A 247-nucleotide genomic window follows, 5' to 3' on the forward strand; every position below is an offset into this window, starting at 1 on the left:
AACTTCCAATCAAACTGTACAAAAGGCAGACACCAAAATTGCCACTTCACAAGATACTAAAAAAGATACAGCAGACACAAAGAGTAAGGAAGAAGCTGACAGTAAAGCTCAAGAAGAAGCTAACCGTAAGGCTCAGGAAGAAGCTAACCGTAAAGCTCAAGAAGAGGCTCAACGTAAAGCCCAGGAAGAAGCTAACCGTAAGGCTCAAGAAGAGACTCAACGTAAAGCTCAGGAAGAAGCTAACCGT

At 42.9% G+C, this 247-nt stretch carries 1 pseudogene; it reads left to right on the plus strand.

The features are described 5' to 3' along the window. Positions 1–247: pseudogene (locus tag MR170_RS31660) on the plus strand (protein TolA); the annotation flags it as partial.

Source organism: Bacillus cereus group sp. BfR-BA-01524 (genome assembly GCF_022662595.1).
GTDB lineage: Bacteria > Bacillota > Bacilli > Bacillales > Bacillaceae_G > Bacillus_A > Bacillus_A thuringiensis_S.